Here is a 22,933-nt window from a genome sequence, read left to right on the forward strand (position 1 = left end):
GTGCATCCGCTCAGAACAGAACCAAGCATAATTGCCATAGTTCCTGCTGCAATGAAGCGTCCCCACCGTGAATTAAACAATCTCATCACTCTTTTCAATAGTTTAAATCTGGTTTTTTTCTTGCTGCGTCAGTCTCCGTCCACGAATATCAAAAGCAATCTTGCCTTCTGCCAATCCCCAGATCCGCGTGGCATGTTTCTCAGCAAGCTCAATAGGCAGTACTGCAATGACTGTAGCACGTTCTTCTTCACATAATTTGCGCAATGTTTCCAGCACCGAATCTGCCGTGTGAGGGTCAAGACCAATCACAGGTTCGTCGGCCAGAACCACTTTGGCACCATGAGCAAGTGCTCTTGCAATGGCAACACGCTGCTTCTCGCCACCACTAAGCTTTTCTGCGATTTGATGTGCCTTATCGAGTAATCCCAATCCTTCGAGATAATCCATAGCACCCATATAATCATCGGAACGTACCATACCGGTTACCATTCTCCATACTGGAGTCTGACCCGATCGCCCGATTAATACATTTTTAAGAGCTGTACGTCTGGGGAATAACTCAGGATTTTGCTCCAAGTATGCCCATTCCCGTTTGATTTTCCGTTTTCCAGACCAGCCTTCTTTCAAGATCTCGGCACCATCCACCGTGAATCGGCCAGAATCCCATTTTTCCATCATGGCCAAACATTTAAGCAACATGCTCTTACCGCTGCCGCTTGAACCAACGACAGCAATCATCTCACCTTGTTGCATATCAAATCGAATATCCCGCAGAACGGGAACGCGGTCCACGCCAACGGATTTACTCAAGTTCTCTACTCTGATCATCGCGATGTCTCCTCTTGTCCATGTTTTTCCCTACCACTAGTGTACTCGGAAATGGACATCAATTTCCATGCGAACACCAGCTTCTATTTTAACACAGATTCGAACTCAGGTTTACGACGAAATAATATACCTGCCACACCAAAAAGAAGGTACATGATTCCAAGCAGTGTGAACATACTTCCGGGTGAGATCCAGTTGATCATCTGACCACCCAGATTCGGTCCGATAATGCTTCCAATCGTGAAATGAAAGGATGCCACCACGTTGGCTGCGGGCAGCAACACTTTAGGCAAAATGTCTGCGGCATAGGCCAAGCCCAATGAGAAAAAGGAACCGACCAGACCACCTGCGATCGTTAACAATACAAGTGTCCACCAGAAGTGCGTACCTGCAACAGGAACCAGCATGAATACAATCCCCCCACTGATGCCCGCAAACATCAATATCTTCTTACGCCCATATCGGTCACTCAACATTCCGAGGGGCAATTGAAGGAACAAACCTCCAATACCGATAAATGGAAGCAACGATGAAATCTGATTGGTATCGAATCCAATCCGAAGGCCGTACACGGGGAAGTTGCTATTCATACCGGCCTCCATATATCCGTATAAGAGTGCTGGTAAAAGTGCATACCAGGCCCATGCCAGACTGCGACGGAAGCGACGTTCCGGCAGTTGGCCATGCTCTGCTTTTTCCGGTTTCGTATCCGGAAGCTTCATTAATACTAGGATAAGTACTGCTGCAATACAGATGAACAAGACCCAGAAAGGGACAGCATCACCGAAGCCAAGCAGCTTTATTCCGAGAGGACCAATACTGAATCCGAGACCGTAGGACATGCCATATAACGATATGTAACGTCCACGCTTTTCAGGTGCAGTAACAAGCAGCACCCAGAGCTGGGCCGCATAATGTAGTGCGCTATCTCCTATTCCAACGACCAGACGTAAAATGAACCATATTTTAATATCCGGTAAATAAGGAAACAGGATCAAAGGAACCATGACCAATAACAGGCCGCCTACAATCAGCTTTTTGAACCCCAATGCACCCAGTAGTCGCTCCGCAACTAACGTCATGGCAAATGAACCAACGTACAAGGCGGCAGCGTTTAATCCGTTTAAACCTGGTGAAACCCCTTTTTGCTCCAAAAAAATCGAAAGCACAGGAAGCAAAAGCCCTTGACTTATGCCCGCCACCACAATAACCGTAATCAGAATCAGATAATTGGCTGTCGAGTGTGATCGTTTGGGACGAGTAATCGATGACACGAATTCATTCCTCCTGCAAGCACACAAAGAAAAATCGCCATCGCTGACGACTTTCGTATGTTATACATATGGTTTTAAACTGCTATTCATAGACCAGGGCTTTGCCCCGGACTTGAACATTATAGTGGACAACGCCCTGCAAAACAAGCCATAATAGTAGTTAAGTCGCTGCGTACATTTAGATGTGACGGGAGGATTCTGCAACATTATGGCTTATCATGTGAAAATTGATGTTTCACCGATATATGAAATGCTTAACAGCTTTCTGGTTTATGTCACGAAAAAATGGATTCAGCATCTGGATATTGGTCCTGAATGGATTCTGGAAGTGGAAGGCAAACTAAGTTCCAATGTACGAGCTGCGCTCGCACCTGCTGCCACTTGGCCTTTTGATGATTTTGATGTTTTGTTTGCATGGGCAGCATATCAAAATGATACATCAGAGAATCGTGATTTCCTGGACATGCTTGCCGGAATGACAGCGGAAGACCTATATGCACGTGTGTCTCCTCTTCTGCCCGCACTTACAATAGAAGAATCTACACGCATTCGGAACAGTTATGTCCCATTATTGCGACTATGGGATGAACACTACTGCCAGAATATGAGCGAAGATCAGCGTGTATGGCTGGAAGAAGATGCCGAGGAAAAACGCATTTTGCTTGATAAAATGGGCTCTGAACTGCTTATTGAATATGCTACAGCGGGCGTTCTTGTTGAACCGATGCCTGGACTGAACGAAGTTATCCTGTTTCCAACGGTGCACAATCGCCCTATTAATATGTACTGCTTCTATGAGGGAATGATGATTATGCAGTATCCGGTAGATGCACCTGAAGAAAATGAAGATCAGCCGCCAACATGCCTTTTACGATTCACCCATGCACTGGCTGATCCCGAAAGACTTCGCCTGCTTCGTTACGTATCGGATGAACCCAAGTCTCTCGCTGAGATGTGTGAAGAATTGGGCAAAGACGAAGATACGGTCAAAGATCAGGTGATGGCGCTGCGCATCGCAGGTCTGCTGCGAACTCATCTGCTCGGAAGCAACCGTAAAGAGAAATACAGTATTCGCCCAGATGGCGTATCTGAATTGAATATGTTTCTGGAATCTTACATTCGCATATAATTCATTTGACCCAATGTGGAGTTGCTGGCTACAAGGAGTGAGTTAGATCATGAAATTAATGAAACAACATATTTTGTTTGACCTTGATGATACACTCGTATACTGCAATAAATATTTCAACCTGATTTTGGGAGAATTCTTTGAGAATATGCAGGAGTGGTTTGATGGACATTCTTTGACAACGCAAGAGATCCGTGAGAAACAGCTGGAGATTGATGTAACCGGAGTGGACAAGCTTGGCTTTGCAAGTCACCATTTCCCGCAATCCCTGATTGATACCTATCGTTACTTTTCTGGGAAGTTTGCCAGATCAACTTCTCCCAGAGAAGAATCTTATCTGAGCAAGTTGGGTATGAGCGTGTACGAACAGGAAGTTGAACCCTATCCTCATATGGTTGAAACGCTTGAGAACCTCAAAGGCGCAGGACATTCCCTCTACTTATATACCGGCGGCGAAACTGTGATCCAGCAGCGTAAGATTGATCAGATGAAACTCTCGGCGTATTTTGATGATCGGATCTATATCCGACAACACAAAAACATAGAGGCACTGGAAGGCATTCTGTCTAACGGTCCGTTTGATCGTCGTGCGACATGGATGATTGGCAACTCACTGCGGACAGACATTATGCCCGCGGTAAAAGCCGGAATACACAGCATATATATCAAACAACCAAATGAATGGCAATACAACATCGTAGAACTTCAACCCAATCCGGAAACATCGATGTATACCATCACTGCACTGGAAGAGGTACCCAAAGTCATACACGAAAATATACAACAGCAGCAACAAAAAAGGACCCTTGGATAAGGGTCCTTTTACTTTATCATGACTAACATCAAGCATCCTGTTTCTCACCAGATAACTTGCCTGTTACCACGTCTTGCAAAATAATACGTGCCTTCACGGTACTCCCGTCTTTTCGTTTGAACGATAGGACCTGGGTACTCCCCTTCTCAATCAGCGATTTTAACATCGTACTGGTGATTTTCTTGCCCGCATACTCTTTCCATACCACAAACGAACATCCTTCCTTGAAACGTGAGCATCCATAACCCTTCTTGCCCTCTATAATCTGACCTGTACAGCCGGGAGAAGGACAAGGTGCCAGTAACTCTCTCACTCCGGTTGGGCTCGCAGTTGAAGATGGCGCCTTGTTGGTGGTGCTTTTCGCACTGCTGGCTCTCGATGAAGATGCCGAAGTCTGACGGGACGTTTTTACAGTTGAACCGCCACTAGCTGTCTTGGCTGATGTCCTTGCATTACCTGCCTGGGTTCTGGCTCCCTTGCCTTTCCCCCTGCCTGCACGCGAATCTTCTCCAAAAGCATCTGCCGGCGCCGGGGCTTGCACACGCACCTTCTCAATGATGGACAACGTAAATTTCTTAACGTTCTCCATGAACTTGTCCTGCCCCGCCTCACCTTTGGAAATCTGATATAATCTTCTTTCCCATTGGCCTGTCATCTCGGGTGAGGTTAACAGATCTACGCCTGCTCGGCGAATCAATTCGATAGCCGTTCTTCCTTTGAGCGTTAACTGCATTTTTTTCCCCTGCATCGTAATGTAACCTACGTTTTTGAGGCGCTCAATTGTAGCAGCACGTGTAGCCGGAGTACCCAAACCACTGTCTTTCATCGCATCTCGCAGCTCTTCATTCTCGATCTGTTTGCCTGCACTTTCCATCGCTTTCAGCAATGTTCCCTCGGTATAACTTTTGGGAGGCTGGGTCGCCTTCTCCTTGAACTCACTCTTCGTACATTGAACAGGCAATTCAGGTTGTACGCTAAAAGCCTTGTCCGTCCACTCTTCAGCTTCCTCTTCTTCATTGCCGTTTTTCTTGGTCTTCTTCTTGCCTGCCCCGCCCTGTTCCTGATCTCCGGAACCGAGAACCACTTTCCATCCGAGGGACAGCAGCTCTTTGACAGATGTCTTAAACTGATGTTTCTCCACTTCGGTGAGCACGGTATGTTGCTTATACTCCGCCGGAGGATAAAAGTGAGACAAGAAACGTCTTACTATCAAATCATAGATGTTCTGCTCATCCTTGGATAAGGTACCTGGTCGCTTCAAAGTAGGTAGGATCGCATGGTGATCTTCAACCCTGCTCGGATTACATACCCCTTTATTATTCTTATGAACAAGCTCTGGCTTAGCCCCTTGCGCAAGCTCACTATAGGTACCATTTTTAAGCAGGTTTAGCGTTTTGTGCATACCTTCAATATTCTGTTCCGTAACATAGTTGGAGTTCGTCCGCGGATACGAAATTACCTTGTGTTTTTCATACAAGGCCTGTGCGATATCCAGTGTTTTTTTGGCACCATATCCGAATTTGGCATTGGCTTCACGCTGTAAAAGGGTCAGGTCATACAAACGATACGGATACTCCTTCGTCTGCTTCGCTTCATATTTGGTAATCTGCCCTGTCTTGCCCTTCACACTGGCTGCAATGGCCTCTGCTGCCTCCGCATCTGTCAACTTATCTCCTTGACGCAGTCCCCGGTACTCGACACCTTCCTGCCGAAACCAGGCGGCCACTTCATAAAAGGTCTGCGACTGGAACGCTTCAATCTCTATTTCCCGATCGTAGATTAGCGCAAGTACCGGGGTCTGCACACGGCCTACAGACAACAATGCATTATGACGGGTTGTAAATGCCCGTGAGGCATTCATACCAATCAGCCAATCGGCTTCACTTCTGGCGCGAGCAGCATGGGTCAAATTTTCAAATTCAGAGGCATCCTTCAGACCATCAAAACCACGCCTAATGCTTTCTGCTGTCAAATCCGATATCCATAAACGCTTTACAGGCTGACGCAGCTTCAATTGCTGTTGTATAAGAGCGAAGATGTACTGCCCTTCTCTCCCTGCATCGCAAGCATTAACGATCGCTGAAGCCCGTTTCGCCAGTTCTCCAATCATTTTGAGCTGATCTTTCGTTCTCGGATTGGGTACAATCTTGAACTGATCGGGTATGATCGGCAGGTCCGCTATATTCCAACGCTTGTACTTCGTATCATAGGCATCCGGTTCAGCCAGTCCAAGCAAATGCCCTATCGCCCATGTGATGATGTAATGCTCACCCTCCAGATAGGTGCGATTGTTCTTGGCCTTTGGTTCTATGACGGCGGCAATGGTTCGACCCATGTCGGGTTTTTCCGCTATAACCAGTGTCTTCATCCGTCCATCTCTCCTCCTTCACCGTCCGCATGACGGCAAAAAGGGGCCTTCCGCCGACGGAAGCCCCTTGCTTCTGATACATATTATATCAGATTTTGGATTCGGGAGCACCCTCCCAGAATGAATTAAACTGCAGCCTGTTCTTTCAGTACATGTTTTTGTCTGCACTCTTTGCATACACCTTGGAAATCCAGACGATGATCCGTGACAGCAAAGCCATACTGACGCTCTATCTGTTGTTCCAAACGAAGCAGACCATCTTCCATGATCTCTTCTACTTTCCCACATTCGGTACAGATCAAGTGATGGTGATGATGAGAACCATCTGTACTTCGCAGATCGAAGCGCGCAGCACCATCCCCAAAGTTAATCTTTTCAACGACCTGAAGATCACTCAGCAGTTCGAGAGTTCGGTATACCGTAGCCAATCCGATCTCAGGGAACTGCTCTTTAACCAAGAGGAAAACTTCCTCTGCACTAAAATGATCCTTTTCATGTTCAAGCAACACACGTACAGTAACTTCCCGTTGTTGTGTTAACTTATATCCTTTTTCAACCAATTGATTTTTAATGTGAAATATCTGTTCTGAAATGGACTTGTCCCGGTTACTTGCCATAGCAGGTCGCACCTCCGGTTTATATTCATTGAAATTTGCTTTTATCGTACGGATTCGTGGTTTCATTCAATCCTTATTTATAATTATTATAATATAATAATAAATCTTTATCATGTAAAAAGCAATGCTATTGCTCACACTTATATGAAATATGTAGTGAAATTGGTTAAAATAACAGCAAACAACCCTCGCTGATCGCGAAGGTTGTCATTGATATCTCGATCTATACTTTTTACACCAGAACCGAAGCACCCATCAAGTATTTGTCCACTTCACGAGCAGCCTCACGGCCTTCATTAATTGCCCATACAACCAAGCTTTGGCCACGACGCATGTCACCTGCTGCGAATACTTTATCCACATTGGTGTTGTATTTGCCGTAACGTGCCTTAACGTTAGTACGACGATCTGTTGCAAGACCCAATTGCTCTACCAACGTTTGTTCCGGTCCATCAAAACCAATGGCAATCATGGCCATCTGAGCCGGGAATACACGCTCTGTACCAGGAATCGGCTGATAAATCTTGCGACCAGTTTCATCCACAATACGCTCGATCTGTACTGTATGCAATTCTTTGAGGTTCCCCTCATCGTCTCCAACAAATTTCGTTGTCATGATGGAGAATTCACGCGGATCTTGACCAAACAATGCTTTGGCTTCCTCTTGTGCATAATCAAGTGTGTATACGTTCGGGAATTGTGGCCAAGGGTTGTTAATGCGATCACGTTCCATAGGTGCTTGGGTATGCGTACCAAATTGAGTGATCGTACGACAACCATGACGCAGCGATGTAGCTACACAGTCAGATCCTGTATCACCGCCACCAATGACGATAATATCTTTGTCCTTAGCGGACAGATATTGACCATCTTCCAGATTGGAGTCGAGATAGCTCTTAATGCTGCCATTCAGGAAATCCATGGCGTAATGAACGCCTTTCAAGTCGCTGCCTTCAATATTGAATTCACGCGGCTTCGTTGCACCACCGCACAATACAACAGCGTCATATTCATCCACCAGTTGTTGTGCTGCAATATCTTTACCGATCTCGGTGTTTGTAATGAATTGGATCCCTTCTGCTTCAAGCAGATCAACACGACGTTGAACGACCTTTTTATCCAATTTCATCGTTGGGATACCGTACATCAGCAATCCGCCAACACGATCCGAACGCTCATATACCGTTACCAAATGTCCCGCTTTATTCAACTGAGCCGCAGTTGCCAAGCCAGCTGGACCTGAACCTACCACAGCTACACGTTTACCCGTACGTTTTTCAGGAGGCTCCGGAACGACCCATCCTTCTTCGAAACCTTTTTCAATAATTGCTTCTTCAATCGTTTTGATGGTTACAGGCTGACCGATTAAGCCAACTGTACAAGATCCTTCACAAGGAGCTGGACAGATGCGACCTGTAAATTCCGGGAAATTATTGGTTTTGTGAAGGCGCTCAAGTGCTTCTCTCCACAGTCCGCGATATACAAGATTATTCCATTCCGGAATCAGGTTATGCACGGGGCAACCTGACGTGCCGCCAGTCATATCTATACCTGTATGGCAATACGGGGTACCACAATCCATGCATCGTGCACCTTGTGTTCTGAGTTCTTCTTCAGCCATGTGTTTATGAAACTCTTCCCAATCCTTGATCCGCTCCGCTGGCTCACGATCCGCTGGCAGTTGACGTTTGTATTCCATAAATCCAGTAGGTGTAGACATCTTACGTTTTCCCCCATCCGTTCTTGTCTTAATCCCTTCATGTGCATGGTTCTATATGAAATGGATTACTCATTACTTGAGTTTTTGTCTATTGTATCACAAAATCTTCTCGAAGATATTTCAATTATAGTAGCATTTACTGTGGTGAATATTAAATGGATTATCCGCATAATTATTTGTATTTTATACATCATATCTTTGAAGTCTACCTATGGTCAATACCCTTATTTTGGCGTTAAATGTGGTCTTGAACTCCGAAATCTGGTGTTTGATAAAGAGTTAATAAGTCGAAACGTCATATAAATGTTAGATAATTTGTCATCAAATTCAACATATTCTGCTAGGAATCGTTCGTATTTCCGAATTCCAGACCTGTTTTAGGGCTTCACAACGTTAAACCCCCAAATCTTTTACACTTTTTTACTATTTAATGCTGAATCGTATGTATAATATACATAAATTTCAATCATTCATGTTATATTAATGTAATAGGGATTCCATTCTAAACAAATGGCTTATTTTTTTATAAAGAAAAGACGCTGTTCACGAATATTTCGCAATCAGCGCCTCCCATCATACAACCACGACCGAAGTCAGGATTCCTATATGCCATATTTACTGTTTACGCTCATAAAATTCAAACGTATATGCGTGAACATTTTTTTCATCCTGTTCGCCTTCAATCTGGTCAATCAGTTCCCATTCAGACCAATCCACGTCGGGGAAAAACGTATCTCCCTCAAAATTCTCATGAATTTTGGTCACCACAAGACGATCTGCAAAGGGCAAGAACTCGCGATACACTTGGGAACCTCCAATTACGCACAGTTCCTCACCTTTGGTTACGCTCAGCCCTTCTTCAATCGTATGAACGATCTCAGCCTGTTCCACCTTGTAGTTCAGATCTCTTGTCACTACGATATTACGGCGCTGAGGAAGCGGCTTACCGCCAAAAGATTCCCACGTGTTACGTCCCATGATAATCGTTTTGTTTAACGTACGTTGTTTGAAAAAGGCCATATCTTTGGGTAACCGCCATGGAATCGTATTATTCAATCCGATCACACCGTTCTCCCCCATTGCCCATACCAATTCAATACTCAAGGGTAATACACTCCTTCAATCCAAGTCTCTTCTAGAGGTTGTTCAAAAAATCCACTTTTGATTACGAATCATGCCTAGCGGCATCATCAGCGTCGAAGTTGAAATTCAACCGAAATGTCCGTTGCTCACGTAGTTTGCCTACGCTCCGCTACTCCATTTCTAGCTTCATTCCATCTTCTTGGTACTGAAAACCAGACTTTTTGAACACGCACTTATCGAGATTGAACACATAATTAGACTGCAATTGGAGCTTTGATGCCCGGATGATGCTGATAGTTCTCAAACTCGAAATCTTCAAACTTATAATCAAAAATAGAATCGGGCTTACGCTTGATTACCAGCTTAGGTAACGCATAAGGTTCACGCTCCAGCTGAGTTTTGACCTGATCAACATGGTTGGAATAGATGTGAACATCCCCACCAGACCAGATGAAATCACCCACCTCAAGGTCACATTGCTGCGCGATCATATGAGTTAAGAGCGCATAACTCGCGATGTTAAAAGGCAGCCCGAGGAATGTATCCACGGAACGCATCGTAAGCATACATGATAATTTACCCTCTGCAACGTAAAACTGAAACGCAAAGTGACAAGGTGGAAGCTTCATATTATTGATCTCTGCCACATTCCATGCGCTGACAAGATGACGTCGTGAATCTGGATTATTTTTAATTGAATCAATGACTGCGGAGATCTGATCGATCTTCTCCCCATTTGGTGCTTCCCAAGTACGCCATTGTGAACCATATACCGGACCCAGATCGCCATTTTCGTCCGCCCAGTCGTCCCAGATCTTCACACCATTTTCTTTCAGATAAGATATATTGGTATCGCCACTCAAAAACCACAACAGTTCATGAATAACCGATTTGAGATGAATTCGTTTGGTTGTTACCAGCGGAAATCCTTCGGAGAGATCATAACGGAGTTGTCTGCCGAATACGGATTGTGTTCCTGTTCCCGTACGATCTCCTTTATGAACGCCATTGTTCAGAATATCCTGTAATAAATCGAGATAGTTTTTCAAGTTGATTTCCCCTCGCATCTCTATATATGTTGCCACTCAGTTCCAGATTGGTCTGAGTTACATCATGTCTGATCATCTTAACAGTTTATCACACTGTGCACGATGGAAAAAGAGTTGAAAACACATTCAATCGGACCTATGTTTTACGACACAAAGTACATGATATAACTCTACGGAAGGTTCTACACTCACAAAAAAGAGGTGAATAACGCGTTAGCGCTATTCACCTCTTGATATACGTATAATGCCGGACGGATCCGAAGCTTAGATGATCTTAACGGGAGATGATGTGGATCGGGTGACCCATAACCAATTCCGCAGCTTCCATCACGATTTCGCCCAAAGTTGGGTGAGCGTGAATTGTGAGAGCCAGATCTTCCAAAGTAGCGCCCATTTCAATTGCCAATCCAAGCTCAGCAATCAAGTTAGAAGCTTCCAGACCTACAATTTGGCAACCCAATACAAGGCCGCTTTCCTCGTCAGCTACGATTTTCACGAAGCCTTCAGCGTGGTTCAAAGATACAGCACGACCGTTACCCGCATAAGGGAATTTGCCTGCTTTAACTTTGTAACCTTTCTCTTTAGCTTCTTTCTCCGTGTAACCTACGCTGGAACACTCTGGATCTGTGAACACAACAGCCGGCATACATTTGTAGTCAACTACAGATGGTTGTCCTGCGATTGCTTCAGCAGCCACTTTACCTTCATAAGAAGCTTTGTGTGCCAGAGCCAAACCAGATACGATGTCACCGATAGCGAAGATATGAGGAATGCTAGTACGACCTTGGTGGTCAACTTTAACGAATCCACGCTCGTCAACGTCTACACCGATCAGGTCCAAACCAAGCTCACCATCTGTGTTTGGACGACGTCCAACCGTTACCAACAGGTAGTCTGCAGTAACTTCTTTGGACTCACCATTTACAGAATATTTAACAGTTACATCTTTATCCGTTTGCTCAGCACTTTCAGCTTTTGCACCCGTTACGATTTCGATGCCTGTTTTCTTCATGTTTTTAGCCACGAGGCTAGTCATGTCTTTATCGAAACCTGGCAGTACTGTATCCAAACCTTCGATGATTGTTACTTTTGCACCGAATTTAGAGTACATTTGACCAAGCTCAGCACCGATATATCCGCCACCGATAACGATCATGCTTTTTGGTACTTCAGGCAAGTTCAGAGCTTCTGTCGAAGACAGAATGCGTCCGCCAAACGGGAAAGGTTTCAGTTCGATTGGACGGGAACCTGTTGCAATAATTGCATTTTTAAATTTGTAACGTGGAGACTCGTGGTCATTGAATACACGAGCTTCGTTTTCGTTGATGAACATGCACTCACCGTTGAAAACTTCAACTTTGTTGCCTTTGAGCAAACCAGCTACGCCGCCAGTCATTTTCTTAACAACGCCGTTTTTGAATTCTTGAGTTTTGCTGAAGTCCACTTTTACGTTCTCAGCAGAGATACCAAAAGCTTCACCGTGAAGTGCAGACTCATATTGGTGTGCAGCAGAGATCAGGGCTTTGGATGGAATACATCCACGGTTCAAACAAACTCCGCCCAGTTCGGATTTGTCTACGATCAATACGCTTTGGCCAAGTTGAGCAGCGCGGATGGCAGCTACATAGCCGCCAGGACCCGCACCAATTACTAATGTGTCGATATTGAGAGAAGCGTCGCCTACTACCATATCTTACACCTCCATAACAAGCAGCTCAGGGTTAGCGAGCAGCTGTTTAATGTAATTCATAAAGTTTTGTGCTGTTGCGCCATCGATGATACGGTGGTCAAAGCTCAGGGAAAGAGCCATTACAGGTGCTGCAACTACTTCGCCGTTTTTGATCACTGCTTTTTCGCTGATGCGTCCTGTTCCGAGAATAGCAACTTCAGGGAAGTTGATGATTGGAGTGAAGAACATACCGCCAGCAGAACCGATGTTACTGATGGAGATTGTGCTTCCTCTCATTTCATTCGCGCTCAATTTGCCGTCACGTCCACGAGCTGCCAGATCACGGATTGAATCAGCGATCATCCAGATGGATTTGCGATCAGCATCTTTGATAACAGGAACGATCAAGCCGTTGTCTGTATCTGTTGCGATACCGATGTTGTAGTATTTTTTGTAGACAATTTCGTTAGCTTCTTCATCAATCATAGCGTTCAGAGCAGGGAATTGGCGGGAAGCCGCAACCAGTGCTTTAACGATGAATGGCAGATAAGTAACTTTTGTTCCTTTTTTCTCTGCAATAGGTTTCATACGAGTACGGAAAGCAACCAGTTCAGTTACGTCCACTTCGTCCATGATTGTAACGTGAGGTGCTGTGTAAGCCGATTTAACCATTGCGTTAGAGATCGCTTTACGGATACCTTTGAATGGTACGCGCTCTTCTTCAAGGTATTGTTCACCTGCAGCCGCTGCTGGTGCTGCGGATTTTTTCTCTTCTTGAGCCGGAGCTTCGGAAGATGCCGCTGCGGAAGAACCGCCACCGTTTTTGAAGGATTCAACATCTTCTTTGGTTACTTTACCGTTGTTGCCAGTACCGTTAACCTGAGCGATGTCTACACCTTGTTCGCGAGCAAATTTGCGCACGCTTGGCGTTGCCAGAACGTCTTTGGCAGGTACTGCCGGAACGCTGTTGTTTCCGCCTTCTTTAGCTGAATCCGAGCTGGAAGCTGCTGCAGAAGAACCGCTAGTATCAGCTCCGCCTTGAGCTGCATCTTTCTCTTGCTCGCCTTGATCGCCAGCAGGAGCGTCTTCTTGCTCAGGAATTTCACCTTCTGCATCAATGATGGCAACAACTTCACCAACGTGGCAGACTTGACCGTCTTTAGCGAATACTTCAGTCACAGTTCCGTTAACCGGACAAGGTACTTCAACTACCGCTTTGTCGTTCTGTACTTCCATGATGATATCATCGTCAGTTACTTTGTCCCCGACTTTGATGTGCATCTTGATGATTTCGCCTTCGTGAAGGCCTTCGCCTAGTTCAGGGAATTTATATTCAAATTTAGCCAACTGAAAAACCTCCTTGATTATGTGCTCAATCCTGAAAACAACCCTTAACTCCAAGAACCAACTGTTACTGCTAATGCAAATAACTGTTACTCAAGGGGCTAATGGCTGTTTACAGTGCAGCCTGCGCTGCGGTGTGAATCACCATACTGCGCCTTGCGGCATGTCAGATGATTAGATTAGAAATTCACGACTTTGTTAACCGCAGCAACGATACGTGCCGGGTTAGGCAGCCATGTATCTTCGATTTGTGCAAAAGGATATACAGTATCCGGACCAGCTACACGCAGAACCGGTGCTTCCAAGTGCAGGATTGCTTTTTCATTGATTTGGGCAATGACTTCAGCTGCAACACCTGCGCTCTTTTGAGCTTCCTGTACAACAATTGCACGGTTTGTTTTCTTAATAGAAGCAACGATGGTATCGATGTCGATCGGACTAACCGTACGAAGGTCGATAACTTCAACGTTGATACCTTGTTTTTCGAGTTCCTCTGCTGCTTTCACAGAAGTATGAACCATCATACCGTAAGTGATGATCGTTACATCGGAACCTTCACGAACAACGTTCGCTTTACCCAATTCAACAACGTAGTCTTCTTCAGGAACTTCTGCACGGAAAGCATGGTACAGGTTCAAGTGCTCCATGAAGAATACAGGGTCATTATCGCGAATAGAAGCGATCATCAGACCTTTTGCATCGTATGGGTTAGAAGGAACAACTACTTTGATACCTGGTGTTTGCGTGAGCAGACCTTCCAGGGAATCTGTATGCAATTCTGCCGCTTTTACACCGCCACCGAATGGTGTACGGAATACGATTGGAGAATTGTATTTTCCACCGGAGCGGAAACGCATACGAGCAGCTTGCACTACCATTTGGTCAAGGGCTTCGAAGATAAAACCAACGAATTGGATCTCAGCAACCGGACGGAAGCCTTGCACACCCAGACCTACAGCCAAACCGCCAATAGCGGACTCCGCCAGTGGTGTATCAAATACACGCTCTTCGCCAAACTCTTTTTGCAGACCTTCCGTTACACGGAAAACGCCGCCTACATTACCTACGTCTTCACCGAAAAGCAGAACGTTAGGATCACGTTTCAACTCCACGCGAAGCGCATCACGGATTGCTTCTTTCATGTTCATTTGTGCCATTTGCTTCATTTCCTCCTTAAACATTGACAGTTCACATTTGAATTCGTACATGTATACCGGGACATTAAAGTCGCGGATGTTTATGCTTTATCGGAAAAAACTTATTGGAAATCAGCTTTTTGCTCTTCCAAGTGCTTAGGCGTTTGTTCGAACATGCTGTCGATCAAGCCCGAAATCGTCATTTTCTCGGTTTTTTCCGCTTTTTTGATTTCTTCATTTACTTTAGCTTTTGCTTCTTCTTTCACACGTGCTGTATCTTCTTCAGTCCAAAGACCTTTTTTCTCCAGATATTTAGCGAAACGTGCGATAGGATCTTTAGCAGACCATTCAGCCTCTTCTTCTTTTGTACGATACTTGGAAGCATCATCCGAAAGGGAGTGAGGGCGGAAACGGTATGTTACTGCTTCGATCAATGTTGCGCCTTCTCCGTTACGTCCGCGTTCAGCAGCTTCCTGAACAGCTTTGATAACAGCGAAGATGTCCATACCGTCAACTTTAACACCTTTGATTCCTGCTGCTACCGCTTTGTGAGCGATGGACAGAGCTGCTGTTTGTTTAGCAAAAGGAGTTGTGATGGCATAACCATTGTTTTGCACGAAGAAAATTACAGGCAGTTTGTATACACCAGCGTAGTTCAGACCTTCATAGAAGTCACCTTCAGAAGAACCGCCATCACCTGTGTACGTGATAACAACTTGTTTTTGTTTCTTCAATTTGTAACCCATAGCGATACCCATTGCGTGCAGAATTTGTGCACCAATGATGATTTGTGGCATCAATACATTAACGCCATCTGGAATTTGTCCACCATGTTGGTGTCCACGGGAGTACAAGAATGCTTGATAAAGAGGAAGTCCATGCCATACGAGTTGCGGAATGTCACGATAGCCAGGACATACAAAGTCTTCTTTTTCAATTGCAAATTCACTACCAACCATTGTAGCTTCTTGACCAGATACTGGAGCATAGAAACCAAGACGACCTTGACGGCCCAGGTTTACTGCACGGTCATCCCAAGTACGGGTAAATACCATGCGGTACATAATTTCTTTTAATTGATCATCGGAAAGTGTAGGCATCATGTCTTTGTTAACAATTTCGCCGTCAGGAGACAGCACGGACAGAGCTTCTACATCCTCTGTATACACTTCATAAGGAACCTTGCTCATTTTTTTCTTCACCTCAACAAAAAATTTGAATATCAAGTTCCGCTGTTATAATATTATTATACACCTGTTTCACTCCATACGTCAAAGAAATCCGTAATTTTTTTATGTTTCCTGTCGGATTGTATGTATAACAGGGGATTAATATTGGTATAACAGCATAATACATGATTGCGTGTTTGACCTAACCCCGCACAAGGGTAATCTTACCGTATTGCGCGGTCGAATGCAAAAAATTAACCGAGAAAGGTGACGTTTTATGACGGATTCCCGCTATTTGAAACGCACGATTGTGAAGGAAGAGATTGAAAGTCGCTATCTCGGAGAGAAGCGAACACTCCGTATTTATCTTCCTCCGGGCTATAACGAATTACTTAGCTACCCTGTCGTATATTGTCAGGATGGTGAAGAGTTTTTCAATTTCGGTCGAATTGCCACAACAGCTAACCGAATTATTTTGGACGAAGGAGCTGAACCTTTCATTATTGTAGGTGTTCAGGTCGATGTGTCTGTAAGAACGCAGGAATATGCTCCATTCGGAGATCGGTTCAAGGCATATACCGCTTGCTTCGCTGAAGAGATTATTCCCTATATAGAAGAGAAATATCCTGTGCGCCGTTCTCCGCAGGAACGTATTCTTGCCGGAGACTCGCTAGGTGGCAGTGTTTCGCTTCATCTTGCTCTGTTATATCCGGATCTGTTCACACGTGTAATCAGCATGTCCGGTGCCTTCTATTCTGCTTCTCAAGAAATCTATGCTGCAGCCGAAGATCTGTCCTGGCTCTCGATCTGGATGATCGTTGGTTTGCAGGAAACTGCATTCAAGGCAGACACCGGTACATATAATTTCGTTCAATTAAACCGGGATACACGTGATTTGCTGGAAAAACGTGGCGCTCTCGTCTCCTATCAGGAGAAAGACGGGAACCACCAATGGGGTTTTTGGCAGAATGAATTGCCAGATGCATTGTTATATTTTCTTCAGGAAAGATAAAAATAAACTGGATCACTTCAACAGGCGGCTGAAATGCCGCTTTTGTTTTGCACCATAATGATATCGCTTACAATTGTAATCTAAAAAAGAAGCAGGATTCCCTGCCTGGTTAAATGCCCACTCCTGCTTCTTTGTCCGATTACAAGTGAAATATCAGTTCACGTTTAGTTACTAGGCTATGGAATGTTCCTTTTTAATCTTACTCAACAGAACGTCGCAGCCTGCGTTAACCAACTCGTACACCTCTTCAAAATTGCCAGTGTAATACGGGTCAGGTACTTCCCTGAGTTTTTCCTCCGGAAGCATGTCCATAAACTTGATGATTTCCGCCTCAGCTCCGCCTGGAACGTTGCGTACATTATCTGCATTCGAATTATCCATACACACAATATAATCAAATTGATCAAAGTCTTCGCTGGCGAATTGTCTCGCTGCCATGTTGGCATAAGAAATCTGGTATGAATCCAGCAATTTTCGAGTCCCTTCATGCGGAGGTTTACCAACGTGCCAGTTCCCCGTACCCGCTGAGTCCACACGAATCTGGTGTTCAAGCCCATTCTCCAGGACTTTGTGGCGAAGAACTGCTTCAGCCATAGGTGATCTACATATATTGCCCAGACATACAAATAAAACGCGAATCATATTAATCCCCCTTGCTTAACGTACCTTGAAGTACCGACGATGTTGGCTGTGTTACAATGCTTTCCGGCTGAGGACCGATGTTTCCCGTCTCGGATGGCACCAGCGAACGGCGTGGCAGTTTCCATTTATAATGTACAGAACACATTCGGAAAAACACAACAGCCGCGAAACATAACAATAATCCGGCATTCGTTGTTAACCAGCCCATACCTATGACAAAACCGGCTGTCATTGCCCATACAGCATAGATTTCATCTCGCAATACAAGCGGCTTGCGCCCTGCAAGCACATCACGAATAACGCCCCCGCCAATCCCTGTCATTACAGCCGCTACAATAACTGCGCTAATAGGATGTCCCATGTTTGCAGCGTACAGTGCACCTTGGATTGCAAATGCTGCAAGTCCGATTGCATCAAACAACGCCTCTGTTCGCTTCCAGTGACTAATCCACTTAAGAGGTAATATAAACGCAATCGCTACAGATACTAAGGCCAACATAATTAGTGATCCCTGGCTCCAGAGTGTAGTTACAGGTATACCTATAAGTACATTCCGAATAATTCCGCCTCCGAATGCCGTGACAAGTCCCAGCACAAGTACACCCAAAATGTCATACTCCTCTTCCATTGCCACGAAAGCACCGGACATTGCAAATGCGATGGTGCCTATAATACTGAATACTTCAAAAATGTGTAAGTCCAACCTGTTCAAACCTCACTTTTCAAGTCATCTCCATGTCGCTCTACCCATTGTATCCGCGAGCACTGAAATTGTGCAACCACATTTTGTGGATTATACTGGTTTGGTGAATATATTTGTACAGTTTCCTACAACATATCTGAACAACGAACTATTTTTCTTTGAACTAGGAAGGATGAAATAAAATGACGGTGAAACGGATTGTTATATTTACAGGCGGAAATCTATCTCCGGAATTACTTCAGGAAATACGTGATGATGACATGATCATTGCGGCTGATCGCGGCGCATTATTTTTAATTGAACACGGCGTTCAGCCTCATATTGCAGTTGGTGATTTCGACTCTATCTCCGAAGAGCAACGTATAATTGTTAGTAACAACAGCACAAAGTTCATTACATGCGACCCTGTTCATAAAGATCTTACAGATACGGAAATGGCTTTTGAAACAGCGTTAGATCACGAACCTTCTCACATTCTGATGTTAGGCGCTACAGGTACTCGGATGGATCATACACTCGCTAATGTACATATTATGGTTCGTGCAATGCAGCATCATATCTCATGTGTAATTCAGGACAAGCATAACTATATGACTCTGACAACTTCCAAAGCTGTAGTTGAACACCGTGACTATAAATATGTTTCTTTACTCCCCTTAACTCATGAAGTTACAGGAATAACACTGGAAGGTTTCATGTATCCGCTGAATCAAGCGACTATTCGCATGGGCCAATCCCTTGGCATAAGCAACCAACTCCTAGGCGCTTTAGGTACCGTCACTATCGATAGCGGCCTACTACTAATCATTCAAAGCAAAGATTAAATGTATCCGCATGGCATTTTAATTATTACGTTTTTGTAACCAGTGATTTCGATCATAAAATAGATTCATACACAACAAAGACCCTTGAGATTCAAGGGTCTTTTCTATTTCATCTTTATTTATTATTCGTCAATGATTAATTTTTTGACATTTTTAATTATATTTTAATAAACATACCCAAACCATTGTGGCGCAAGGGATTACACATGCCCATCCAATTTCTAGGCTGTTACAAAGCTGTTATACTCGCTCTAGCAACTTAACGAAAACGAATTTTGGAGGTACTAACTAATATGAAAACAAACATCTTTGTCCAAAAGGCCGTAACCGTCGGGTTGTGCGCTACACTAGGTTTTGGAGCTGTATTAATGACTAACGCCCCTGTCGCACAGGCAGCAACTGCATCTGTGTCCACAGGTCAACAAATTGTTAACTATGGTAAAAAATTCACTGGAACTCCATATGAATTTGGTGCTTCAACAACAACAACCAGAGTTTTTGATTGCTCTTCCTTTATGAAATATATTTTCAAAAAGTATGGTGTAGACTTGCCACGCACTTCCGTGAAACAATCTAAAGAAGGTAAAGCTGTATCCAAAGCTAATCTGCGTGTTGGTGATCTTGTATTTTTCTCCAGCGGTAGCCGTTCTACAGGCTCCAACGTTACTCATGTAGGCGTATACGCAGGTGACGGAAAGATTCTGCATACGTATGGATCTCCAGGCGTAACGATCTCGGATCTGAACTCCGGTACTTGGAAGAGAACTTACGTTAAAGCTCGTCGTGTACTCTAGAACCATTTATAGTTCATATTTAATCAGTAAGGGCCGGATAATATGATCCGGTCTTTTCTTTTACCCTTTTTTCACCACACTTTAAACTGGAGATTCATGGAATGGTTGAAATTTCTAAATTTTATCATGAAGCATATAGCCGATCCCACGCACAGTATGAATCAGCTTCACACTTCTTCCCTTATCTACCTTAACCCTCAGATGTTTGATGTACACGTCCACAACGTTCGTATCCATGGCATACTCATACCCCCACACTTCCCTTAAAATATCACTCCGGGTACATGCTTCATTCACATGCAACGCCAGAAATTCCAGCAATTCGTACTCTTTTGGCGTTAATGTTAGGTACTCACCCGCACGATTTACCCGCCTTGAACGTAAATTCACTTTAAGATCATGAACTACAATCACTTCTTCACTCTCTTGCGTTGCATTCGCAAAAACACGCAATAGATTTCGTATTCTGGCTAGCATCACGGTCAAGTGAATGGGCTCCTCCATCACGTCATTAGCTCCGTAATCCAGCCATTCCACGATGACCTGAGGAGATGCATTTGAAGTAATAACCAGCAGAGGGATCACCTGTCCGCTCTCTATCCAACGTTTCAACTCTGATTTCTGATCCTGGTTAAGGTGTGCATGCTCCTCTTCCCGGTCTACCAGGATGATCAGGTTAATATGCTGCAACGAAGGCTTGACGGATTGGTTTATTTCAGAACACTCCATTCGTTGCACCTCATACCCTTCAGCACATAAAACGTCGTAAATAAGGCTAGCCTGCTCTCCTGCTCCAATCAGCAAAATGGCTGTTTTCACTGTTTTTCACCCGGCCTGTCTCTATCCCCGCTGCGCGTAGCAGTGGTTGGTACAGTTAGCATGCCGTAAAATGAAAAAGTCCATTCCCTCAAGGGAACAGACTTTGTTTCTTTCTTGCTTTAACCAAAGTAACGATGAACGAGAGTACGCGCTTCAGCTGTATCTTTTGTTCCGTGTACGAGAACACGTCCATCCTGGAATACGACCATTCTATGAGCTCCTGTTGTAAAAGAAACCAGAAACGGATTGGATTCCACTTTTCCTTCTTCAAGTCTGTTCAAGCGATCCGCCGTTTGTTGAAGATTCAAATTCATGCGCCGTGCAGGGCGGATCTGAACGGTATCCCTTCCACACAACACATCGGTTTTTTCCAGATTGGACGCAGAAAGATATGGATACGTTGACGAAGGGCCGCATGAAGGACAGTCTTGCTTTTTCGCACCATCCACATTGATGGATATGTATTCGTTCCTCCACACGTCAAATGACAACAACTTGCGTCTCAATGCATTCGCATTGCCACTAAGCAGCTTCATCGCTTCTGCTGTCTGATTCGCCGTTACCATTTGTACTGCTTGTGGTATGATGCCAGACGTATCACAGGTATCTCCACCCAGGGGGACTTCACCCAGCAAACAATTTAAACATGGCGTTTCTCCAGGCATAAACGTATAGGTGATGCCGTAACTCCCCACGCATCCACCATAAATCCAGGGAATACGATGCTTTTGTGCCATATCATTGATGAGTAGTCGGGTATCAAAATTATCCGTTGCATCCATGATCAAGTCTGCATGCTGAATGAGTTCTTCCAGTTCATCTACCCTGACATCCAATACCTTTCCTTCCACATGAACCGTGGAATTAATGGCAGATAAACGTTTTTCCGCAGCCATCGCTTTCGGCATCCGTTCAATTGCGTCCTGCTCTACATATAATTGTTGCCGCTGCAAATTACTCCACTCCACATAATCACGATCCACGATCGTTATGTGCCCGACGCCTGAACGTACTAACGTTTCGGCAATTCCTGTTCCGAGTGCGCCAGCGCCTACAATTAAAACTCTGCTGTCCTTTAATCTGTCCTGGCCTTCCTTGCCAAGTGGCGCATACCTTTCCTGTCTGGAATACCGGTCGGCCTGCTCGGAGGAAATTGATTGTTGTTGATCTATCATGTATGAACCATTCCTTCCACCGGACTACTGGCCGCTGCATAACGCTTCACAGGAATCATGCCTGCCTCATATGCCAGTCTACCTGCCTCTACACCCATTCGCATCGCTTTAGCCATATTCACCGGATTTCCTGATCCGGATACTGCTGTATTCAACAATACACCATCTGCACCAAGTTCCATGGCATAAGCAGCATCTTTTGGAGAGCGCAACCCTGCATCCACAATCACAGGCACAACGGCCTGCTCAATGATGATCTCAATATTATAGGGATTAATGATGCCTCTACCTGCTCCGATGGGAGAAGCGCCAGGCATTACGGCATGTACGCCAAGCAATTGCAGCCTTTTGGCCAGAATGACATCATCTGAAATATAAGGCAATACGGTGAAGCCCTTTTCAACCAAAATTTCGCAAGCCTTGTACGTTTCAATCGGATCTGGGAGCAATGTCTTTCCATCTCCGATGACTTCGACTTTTATCATATCACAAAGTCCCGAAGCCCGCGCAAGCTCGGCGATCCGCACTGCCTCTTCCGCAGTGGAAGCCCCGGCCGTATTCGGAAGAAGCGTGTATTTATCCAGATCCAATGTATCCAGGAAATGCTTCTGGTTACGTTCCTCAAGATTCAGACGACGAACAGCAAAGGTTAAAACTTCCGTTCCAGAAGCATCCACAGCCTGACTCTGCACTTCAAAATCCGAAAACTTGCCTGTTCCGAGCAATAATCTGGACTCAAACGTATATTTACCAATGTTCAACAT

Annotated in this window: 21 protein-coding genes; 5 read left to right on the plus strand and 16 right to left on the minus strand. The window is 44.8% G+C overall.

Annotated features, from left to right (window positions below):
- Window positions 1-102: 102 nt before the first annotated feature.
- Together MKZ12_RS17455 and MKZ12_RS17460 are read right to left on the minus strand one after the other, a co-directional pair.
- Window positions 103-828, minus strand: a complete 726-nt coding sequence (locus MKZ12_RS17455; RefSeq protein WP_036613671.1) for an ATP-binding cassette domain-containing protein — start codon at window positions 826-828, stop codon at window positions 103-105.
- A gap of 83 nt (window positions 829-911) precedes the next feature.
- Window positions 912-2,102 carry an MFS transporter gene (locus MKZ12_RS17460; RefSeq protein ID WP_339234451.1) on the minus strand — a complete coding sequence of 397 codons (1,191 nt, stop codon included), beginning with the start codon at window positions 2,100-2,102 and terminating at the stop codon, window positions 912-914.
- Between the two features lie 208 nt (window positions 2,103-2,310).
- On the opposite strand from MKZ12_RS17460, the gene MKZ12_RS17465 reads away from it, so the two are divergent.
- Together MKZ12_RS17465 and MKZ12_RS17470 are read left to right on the plus strand one after the other, a co-directional pair.
- A complete protein-coding gene (locus MKZ12_RS17465) occupies window positions 2,311-3,231 on the plus strand; it encodes a helix-turn-helix domain-containing protein (RefSeq protein ID WP_315935822.1) in 921 nt (306 codons plus the stop codon).
- A 49-nt stretch (window positions 3,232-3,280) separates the two neighbouring features.
- Window positions 3,281-4,045, plus strand: coding sequence for an HAD family hydrolase (locus MKZ12_RS17470; RefSeq protein WP_339234454.1), 765 nt, complete (start codon window positions 3,281-3,283; stop codon window positions 4,043-4,045).
- Window positions 4,046-4,073: 28 nt separating this feature from the next.
- Here MKZ12_RS17470 and MKZ12_RS17475 read toward each other — a convergent pair whose 3' ends face one another.
- The 9 genes from MKZ12_RS17475 to pdhA all read right to left on the minus strand — a co-directional run bounded on the left by MKZ12_RS17475 (window position 4,074) and on the right by pdhA (window position 16,221).
- Complete coding sequence (locus MKZ12_RS17475) at window positions 4,074-6,413, minus strand: DNA topoisomerase 3 (protein WP_339255822.1); 2,340 nt, start codon at window positions 6,411-6,413, stop codon at window positions 4,074-4,076.
- Between the two features lie 125 nt (window positions 6,414-6,538).
- Window positions 6,539-7,030, minus strand: coding sequence for a Fur family transcriptional regulator (locus tag MKZ12_RS17480; RefSeq protein ID WP_339255825.1), 492 nt, complete (start codon window positions 7,028-7,030; stop codon window positions 6,539-6,541).
- Between the two features lie 232 nt (window positions 7,031-7,262).
- On the minus strand, window positions 7,263-8,750 hold the full coding sequence (locus MKZ12_RS17485) for a glutamate synthase subunit beta (RefSeq protein WP_339255827.1): 1,488 nt from the start codon (window positions 8,748-8,750) through the stop codon (window positions 7,263-7,265).
- 615 nt (window positions 8,751-9,365) lie between these two features.
- Window positions 9,366-9,854 (minus strand): dihydrofolate reductase, encoded by a 489-nt coding sequence (locus tag MKZ12_RS17490; protein WP_339255829.1) that lies wholly within the window; start codon window positions 9,852-9,854, stop codon window positions 9,366-9,368.
- 233 nt (window positions 9,855-10,087) lie between these two features.
- Window positions 10,088-10,882 carry a thymidylate synthase gene (gene thyA, locus MKZ12_RS17495; RefSeq protein WP_076328531.1) on the minus strand — a complete coding sequence of 265 codons (795 nt, stop codon included), beginning with the start codon at window positions 10,880-10,882 and terminating at the stop codon, window positions 10,088-10,090.
- A 274-nt stretch (window positions 10,883-11,156) separates the two neighbouring features.
- Window positions 11,157-12,572, minus strand: a complete 1,416-nt coding sequence (gene lpdA / locus MKZ12_RS17500; RefSeq protein WP_024630356.1) for a dihydrolipoyl dehydrogenase — start codon at window positions 12,570-12,572, stop codon at window positions 11,157-11,159.
- A gap of 3 nt (window positions 12,573-12,575) precedes the next feature.
- Window positions 12,576-13,898 carry a dihydrolipoamide acetyltransferase family protein gene (locus MKZ12_RS17505; protein WP_339234468.1) on the minus strand — a complete coding sequence of 441 codons (1,323 nt, stop codon included), beginning with the start codon at window positions 13,896-13,898 and terminating at the stop codon, window positions 12,576-12,578.
- Between the two features lie 176 nt (window positions 13,899-14,074).
- A complete protein-coding gene (locus tag MKZ12_RS17510; protein WP_339234470.1) occupies window positions 14,075-15,052 on the minus strand; it encodes an alpha-ketoacid dehydrogenase subunit beta in 978 nt (325 codons plus the stop codon).
- 101 nt (window positions 15,053-15,153) lie between these two features.
- Entirely contained in the window at window positions 15,154-16,221 is a 1,068-nt protein-coding gene (gene pdhA, locus MKZ12_RS17515; protein WP_017688072.1) for a pyruvate dehydrogenase (acetyl-transferring) E1 component subunit alpha, read from the minus strand.
- 256 nt (window positions 16,222-16,477) lie between these two features.
- Between pdhA and MKZ12_RS17520 the strand changes: the two genes are divergently transcribed.
- Window positions 16,478-17,212 carry an alpha/beta hydrolase-fold protein gene (locus MKZ12_RS17520; RefSeq protein ID WP_253437164.1) on the plus strand — a complete coding sequence of 245 codons (735 nt, stop codon included), beginning with the start codon at window positions 16,478-16,480 and terminating at the stop codon, window positions 17,210-17,212.
- A 171-nt stretch (window positions 17,213-17,383) separates the two neighbouring features.
- Here the strand turns inward: MKZ12_RS17520 and MKZ12_RS17525 are convergent, their stop codons facing one another.
- Window positions 17,384-17,854: a low molecular weight protein-tyrosine-phosphatase gene (locus tag MKZ12_RS17525; protein WP_339255831.1), complete on the minus strand. Its 471-nt coding sequence runs from the start codon at window positions 17,852-17,854 to the stop codon at window positions 17,384-17,386.
- A 1-nt stretch (window position 17,855) separates the two neighbouring features.
- Window positions 17,856-18,557, minus strand: coding sequence for a trimeric intracellular cation channel family protein (locus MKZ12_RS17530; protein ID WP_339255833.1), 702 nt, complete (start codon window positions 18,555-18,557; stop codon window positions 17,856-17,858).
- A 182-nt stretch (window positions 18,558-18,739) separates the two neighbouring features.
- Here MKZ12_RS17530 and MKZ12_RS17535 point away from each other — a divergent pair, with 182 nt between their 5' ends.
- Window positions 18,740-19,381: a thiamine diphosphokinase gene (locus MKZ12_RS17535; protein ID WP_339255835.1), complete on the plus strand. Its 642-nt coding sequence runs from the start codon at window positions 18,740-18,742 to the stop codon at window positions 19,379-19,381.
- A 293-nt stretch (window positions 19,382-19,674) separates the two neighbouring features.
- A complete protein-coding gene (locus MKZ12_RS17540) occupies window positions 19,675-20,175 on the plus strand; it encodes a C40 family peptidase (RefSeq protein WP_339234482.1) in 501 nt (166 codons plus the stop codon).
- Between the two features lie 114 nt (window positions 20,176-20,289).
- On the opposite strand, the gene MKZ12_RS17545 is transcribed toward MKZ12_RS17540, so the two are convergent.
- The 3 genes from MKZ12_RS17545 to MKZ12_RS17555 form a co-directional block, all read right to left on the minus strand.
- On the minus strand, window positions 20,290-20,994 hold the full coding sequence (locus tag MKZ12_RS17545; RefSeq protein ID WP_339255837.1) for a response regulator transcription factor: 705 nt from the start codon (window positions 20,992-20,994) through the stop codon (window positions 20,290-20,292).
- Between the two features lie 119 nt (window positions 20,995-21,113).
- Window positions 21,114-22,169: a ThiF family adenylyltransferase gene (locus tag MKZ12_RS17550; RefSeq protein WP_339255839.1), complete on the minus strand. Its 1,056-nt coding sequence runs from the start codon at window positions 22,167-22,169 to the stop codon at window positions 21,114-21,116.
- A complete protein-coding gene (locus tag MKZ12_RS17555) occupies window positions 22,166-22,933 on the minus strand; it encodes a thiazole synthase (RefSeq protein WP_339261462.1) in 768 nt (255 codons plus the stop codon). The genes MKZ12_RS17550 and MKZ12_RS17555 overlap by 4 nt, the downstream gene beginning before the upstream one ends.

The organism is Paenibacillus sp. FSL R5-0713 (assembly GCF_037973325.1).
Classification (GTDB): Bacteria; Bacillota; Bacilli; order Paenibacillales; family Paenibacillaceae; genus Paenibacillus.